This window comes from Alphaproteobacteria bacterium (assembly GCA_035625915.1).
Classification (GTDB): Bacteria; Pseudomonadota; Alphaproteobacteria; order JACZXZ01; family JACZXZ01; genus DATDHA01.
Genome location: DASPOR010000087.1, coordinates 1 through 5,777 on the forward strand (window position 1 = coordinate 1; position 5,777 = coordinate 5,777).

General features: G+C 63.3%; 6 protein-coding genes. 2 read left to right on the top strand and 4 right to left on the bottom strand.

Translation table 11 applies throughout. The annotated features are described in order from the left end of the window. The coding region (locus VEJ16_07175) for a hypothetical protein (protein HYB09435.1) at positions 1–340 on the top strand (340 nt) is incomplete at its 5' end. Further along, a complete protein-coding gene (locus tag VEJ16_07180) occupies positions 319–1,365 on the top strand; it encodes a glycosyltransferase (protein ID HYB09436.1) in 1,047 nt (348 codons plus the stop codon). The genes VEJ16_07175 and VEJ16_07180, both read left to right, overlap by 22 nt. A 15-nt stretch (positions 1,366–1,380) precedes the next feature. On the opposite strand, the gene pyrF is transcribed toward VEJ16_07180, so the two are convergent. From pyrF to VEJ16_07200, 4 genes are all read right to left on the bottom strand, one after another. Next, complete coding sequence (gene pyrF, locus VEJ16_07185; protein HYB09437.1) at positions 1,381–2,091, bottom strand: orotidine-5'-phosphate decarboxylase; 711 nt, start codon at positions 2,089–2,091, stop codon at positions 1,381–1,383. A gap of 100 nt (positions 2,092–2,191) precedes the next feature. Continuing rightward, positions 2,192–3,316, bottom strand: coding sequence for a glycosyltransferase family 4 protein (locus tag VEJ16_07190; protein ID HYB09438.1), 1,125 nt, complete (start codon positions 3,314–3,316; stop codon positions 2,192–2,194). Further along, positions 3,313–5,199 carry an asparagine synthase (glutamine-hydrolyzing) gene (asnB, locus tag VEJ16_07195; protein HYB09439.1) on the bottom strand — a complete coding sequence of 629 codons (1,887 nt, stop codon included), beginning with the start codon at positions 5,197–5,199 and terminating at the stop codon, positions 3,313–3,315. The genes VEJ16_07190 and asnB overlap by 4 nt, the downstream gene beginning before the upstream one ends. 175 nt (positions 5,200–5,374) lie before the next feature. Then, positions 5,375–5,758, bottom strand: coding sequence for a hypothetical protein (locus VEJ16_07200; GenBank protein ID HYB09440.1), 384 nt, complete (start codon positions 5,756–5,758; stop codon positions 5,375–5,377). Positions 5,759–5,777: the final 19 nt, after the last annotated feature.

The following is a 5,777-nucleotide window of genomic DNA, read 5'->3' on the forward strand; positions in this document are numbered from 1 at the left end:
CATGTCCGAAAACGCCGCCCAGACCTTCCACGATTTGAATCTGGCCCTGGCACGCTTCGTCGCAAGCGAGCCGGACCTGCCATGGCGCGCACGCCGTCTTGCACTGAGACGCGCTTCGGGCCGCGCTTGGCACTTCGCGCACCGCGAGGCCGGCAAAGGTTATTTTTCACCGCATTTCAAGCGCCATATCTTCGCCATACTCGGCTTGTCGCAGGGTGCGGCTGCGATTGAAGCAACATGCGCAATCTTTCGCGAGGCAGGCCCCATCAGGCTGATGGCCGCACCGCTCGATGCACCCTCAGGGCGAGAAGGAGTCGGATGGTCCGTGTCATCCAATTGATCACGGCGAGCAGGATCGCGGGCGGGATGGAGTCATTTCTGGCGCGCCTGGCGCCCGCACTTCAGCGCGCGGGCCTTGCGCAACTCGCGATCGCGCAGCCGGGCGGAGACATGGGCGAGTACCTCCGCAGTCATGGGATCGAGACGCTCGAATATTCCCTCAAGAAGCGCGACCCCTTTTCGATATGGGGCGTGCGCCGCGCATTCCGCAAATTCGCACCGAACCTGGCCTTGAGCTGGCTGCCGCGCGCCGCCCAGCGGGTACCCTCCGGGCCGTGGGTGCAGGTGGCGCAAGTCGGCTGGTATCGCGGGCTCGATTGCTATGAACGTGCCGAGCGCATGATCGTGCCGACACCCGACATGGCTCGCCATTTTTCATCGCTTGGCTTCAAGGGCGAAATCACGGTCCTCCCCCATTTCGCGAATGTGGAAAGGGTGTCCCCGGTTCTGCGTCGCACGTTCGAAACACCCGATGCGGCACCCCTTGTCCTGGGCCTTGGACGGTTCGATACCATCAAGGGCTTCGATATAGCGCTCCGGGCGGTTGCCATGTTGCCCGATGCTTATCTCTGGCTCGCGGGCGAGGGCGAAGAGGACGCAGCACTGCACGCGCTGACCGCGGAGCTCGGTATCGGGGCGCGTGTGCGTTTTCTCGGATGGCGTCGCGATCCGGAGGCACTCATCGATCAAGCGGATGTCGTCGTCGTGCCGTCGCGCCAGGAAGCGCTTGGCCTCACGATCCTCGAAGCGTGGGCGCAAGGTGTGCCGGTCGTGGCGAGCGACACCCCGGGACCGAGCTATTTGATCGAACCCGAGGTGAGCGGAATTCTTTTTCGCCGGGAAGACCCGGCGGCCCTGGCCGCCGCACTTGCGCGCGTGCTCGGCAGCCCGGCACTTGGGGAGCGTCTAATCGCGGGTGGCAAGAATCGCCTGGCCACGACATTCAGCGAGAGTGCTGCCGTCGAAGCCTATCTCGACTATTTCGAACGGGTTGTCCGCGAAGCAAGAAAAAAATCTGCGGGATAAGGGCCCGGCGGCGATCTATCGCTTAAAGAGCTTGGCGATTCGGCCTTGGATGTGCTGCGCAGCCTGCTTCGGATCGCTCGCGTCCTTGATCGGCCGTCCGACGACAACGTAGTCGGCCCCCATCAAAAACGCGTCCTCGACATCGACCGTCCGCTTCTGGTCATCCACATTGGCAACCGGCCTGATGCCGGGGACGACGATAAGAAAGCCTTCGCCCAATTCCCGACGTAACGGCTCGGCTTCCAGTCCTGAGGAAATCACGCCGTCGCAGCCGATTTCGAGCGCCCTTCTCGCCCTGGACAAAACAAGTTCTTGCGCATTCACTTGAAAGCCGAGTGCTTTCAGATCGGCGTTGTCCAGGCTCGTTAAAACCGTGACGGCAAGAATCTTGATGCCATTTTTGGCGTCGCACGCGGCGCGCAAAATCTGGTCATTGCCGTGCACCGTGACGAATTGCGGATGACGACCCCGCAACTGCCGCACGGCCGATGCCACCGTATTGGGAACATCGAAAAACTTGAGATCGACGAAGCATTTTTTCCCACGTTCCGTGAGCCAGTCGATCAGCTCGTAATAACCGCCCGCCAAGAAGATTTCGAGGCCGAGCTTATAGAATTTGACGGTGTCGCCGAGGGCGGAAACGAGTTTCTTGGCTTCTTCGACGCTCGGCACGTCAAGAGCGAGGATCAGCCGCTCATCCGTGGGGATCGCTTTTTTAGACAGCATCGTCCTATGTCATTTCGAATCGAAGATCGCGCGCAATATATTACGCGCCGGCGAAGCGAACAAGCTTTGCGCTGCGTCGCGTGAACGCACGGTCTTATCGCTAAAGCCCGAGAATGGCGATTTGTCGCGCCACGACCTCGCCCTCGTCATAATGTGCGAGCGCTCTCGCCCGGCCGGCGGCCCCTTGCTTTGCCCGCAACGCCGGATCGGCGACCAGTCCGTTGAGTGCCGCGGCGAGCGCATTCGCATCGCGCCGCGGAACAAGCGCGCCGGTCTCACCCTCGACGACCTCCTCCCGCGAGCCTCGGATGTCGGTTGCAACCACCGGGAGACCCGTGAACATTGCTTCGATGATCGAGCGCGGCATTCCCTCCCGGTGGGAGGGCAGCGTAAAGATATCCGCGGCACGCATGAGGGCCGGCACGTCATCGCGATAGCCGAGAAGCCGCACGCGCCGACTCAAGAGCGGGTCATGCGGGAGGGCTTCGAGTGCTCGATCGATCCTCGAGGCATGGTCGCTCGGCAGCCGATCGCCGATGACCCAGAGGACCGCGTCAACCTGGCGCATGGCATCGAACAGCTCGAGATACCCCTTCTCGGCGACAAGCCGGCCGACGACAAGGACCACGGCGGCATCCTGGGGCGTGTCGAGGGTGCGGCGAGTGGCTTCGCGCTCCTCCACCCCGTGCGGCGGATGAAATTGCCGGGGATCGACCCCGTTGCCGATCGCCGCGACGGTGCTGCCGGCGCAAAGGCTCAGCCGTCGCGCGGTCGCCGCGTCCTCCTCGGCCTGGGTGAAGAGAATGTCGGTCACCCGGCCGCCGAGCCATTCGAGTGCTACGAAGGGTGCTCGCTTCCACCAGGGCATGTCGTCGTGAAAATAAAATCCGTGCGCGGTGTAGACGATGCGCGCCACGCCGGCGCGCCAAGCGGCCAGCCGGCCGATCAGGGAGGCGACTGGGGTGTGGACATGCACCAGATCGAAATCCTCGCGCCGGAAAAGTTCGACGAGCCGGCGATACGTGTCGAAATGCTTCAGGAGATCGAAGCTCCGCGAGATCGCAACCGGCTCGACGCGGAGGCCGAGGGCGCTAACCTTGGCGAGATAAGGGCCGTCGGAGCAAACGCCGACCACCTCGTGCCCCGCGTCCTCGAGGCCGAGCATGAGGCGCGTGAGGAAATGATAGAGCGTGAAATCGACCGCACAAAGCTGGCATATCTTCATGCCGCCTGCCGCCGCTCCCACCAGGCTTGAAAGGCAATGAGCGTCCAAAGCTCGCCGGCCACGTCGCGCCGGCCGCGGTCGAGTTCGGCCATCCAACGTTGTGGAAGCTCGGGCTTGAAGAGGCCTTGACGCTTGAGGGTCGCAGGGTCGGTGGCGCGACGCGCAAGATCGCGAAGCTCGTTTTTCAGCCAGCTTGCGACCGGCGCCTCGAAGCCTTTCTTCGGGCGCGCGAAGACCTCCTTCGGCAAGCGGTCGGCAAAAGCTTCGCGCAGGATCCGCTTGCCCCTGTTACGGGCGAGCTTGTAGCCGCCGGGCATGGCCGCAGCGCATTCGACGACATGGTGGTCGAGATAAGGGCAGCGTACCTCGAGGCTCGACGCCATGCTCATGCGGTCGACTTTGACCAGCATATCGCCGACGAGGCCAAGCCCGAGGTCCGCACCCAACATGGCATTGATCGGGTCGTCGTCGAGGGTGTCGGCCCGCAGGTCCCCGACAATCGTCTCGACGGTGGGCGCCGAAGCGCCGTCGACGATGAGGTCGTCGAGGCTCCCCTCATCGAGATTGCGCGCCCAACCGGCCTGCCGGGCCCTGGCGTCCTTCCAGCCGTGGGCCGCGAACCGGCGCAATCGTCGCGCACGCTCGAGAGCTGGGTTGCCTTTGTCCTCGGGCAAGAGGTCCAACGGCGCCAACGCGCCGCGCTTGAGCCAGGCCGGAAGGCCGGCGAGACGAAGGGCGAGGACTTCCCCTTGATATTTGCGGTAACCGCCGAAGACTTCGTCGGAGCCGTCCCCGGAAAGGGCGACCGTCACGTGCCTTCGTGTCTCGCGGGCGACGAGATATTGCGGCAAGGCAGAGCTGTCGCCGAAAGGCTCGTCGAGCCCATCCCACACCGCATCGAGCGCCGCGAGGGCGTCGGCCGGCGTCACGGCAAGCTCGGTATGCTCCGTGCCGAGATGCTCGGCGACGCGGCGGGCTGCCGGCCGCTCTTCGTAATAAGAGGCGGCATCGGCGAAGCCGACGGTGAAGGTGCGCACCCGCTCGGCGTGCGCCGCCATCAGGCTTACGACGATCGCGGAGTCGATGCCGCCCGAGAGAAAGGCGCCGACCGGCACGTCCGAGACGAGCCGCGCTTTTACTGCATCGTCCAGTCGCGCGCGAAGGGCATCAATCGCTTCCGATTCGTCGGAATAGCGCAGCGGGCGCGACTTCGCGAGATCGTACCAGCGCTCGACCGAGAGTCCTGCCCTGGAAAAACGCAAAAGGTGACCGGCGGGAAGCTTCTTGACACCTTCGACGATCGACCAAGGCTCCGGCAGATAGCGAAGGGCGAAGTAAAGGCGGAGTGCTCGCTTGTCGATGGTCCCGGCGCTATCCCAAAGACACTGAAGTGCTACCAGCTCCGACGCGAAGTCGAGCGTGTCTCCTTGGCGGCGATAAAGGAGCGGCTTCTTGCCGAATCGGTCGCGTGCGAGGATGAGCTCCCCCGTCGCCTGGTCCCACAAGCTGAAGGCGAACATGCCCTGAAGCTTCGGCAGGAGGGCCGCACCCCAGGCGCGCCACCCCTCGAGCAGGACTTCGGTGTCGGAATGGCCGACGAATTGATGGCCCAGGCTTTGGAGTTCCGCGCGGAGGTTCGGGAAGTTATAGATTTGGCCGTTGAAGCTCAGGACCAGCCCGGCGCGCACCATCGGTTGAGCACCGGCGGCCGAGAGATCGATGATGGCAAGTCGCGTGTGGCCGAAGGCGCAACGCTCGTCCATCCACTTGCCTTGGGAATCGGGACCCCTCGGCAAGAGGCGCGCGATCGCCGCATCGAGCCGCGGCTCGAGCGTCGAGCGGTCGATCCCGCCGAGCGCCACCCTGCCGATCAAGCCGCACATTTCACGCCTCGCCCGGGGTTCCACATCCGGCGGCTAATCTCGGGGAAGCCCCCCTCGCCGTCAAGCGCCGCGCGGGGTTTCGATCGCGCCAGCAGCTACCGTTTGCACGGCACCGTCCGCGCATTCGACCACCCAATTCCCCCGGAAACTTTAGGACTGCGGGTTCGGCGTGAGCCTATTTTTGCAGCAGGCTTTGAAAATCCGGCGCTGTAATCGTGTTGCCGACTAAAGCTTGCACCGCGGGTTGGAACGCGTCAGCGGTATTATGGCAAGCGGAGATCGCCGTAAACGACGTGTGAAAATCGTAATGTTCGACGACCTTGATCGATTTGCCGTTTGAGGATTTTAAGGTGAGGCCAAAATCCCATGTCCCTGCGGTGGTCGAAAAGCGAATATCGTCGATGACGCCTTGCAGCATGATCGGGGCATTCTGGTCATAAAGCCCCGCAACCTTCAATTCGTCGGCGAACGAATTTTGAATATACTCTTCGAAGGTCAAGTCGTTCGGTAGCTGGATTGGACCGGCAAGACGGCAGCTCGGATCGAGCTTTGCCGCCATTGTAAAGGTGCCGACGCCC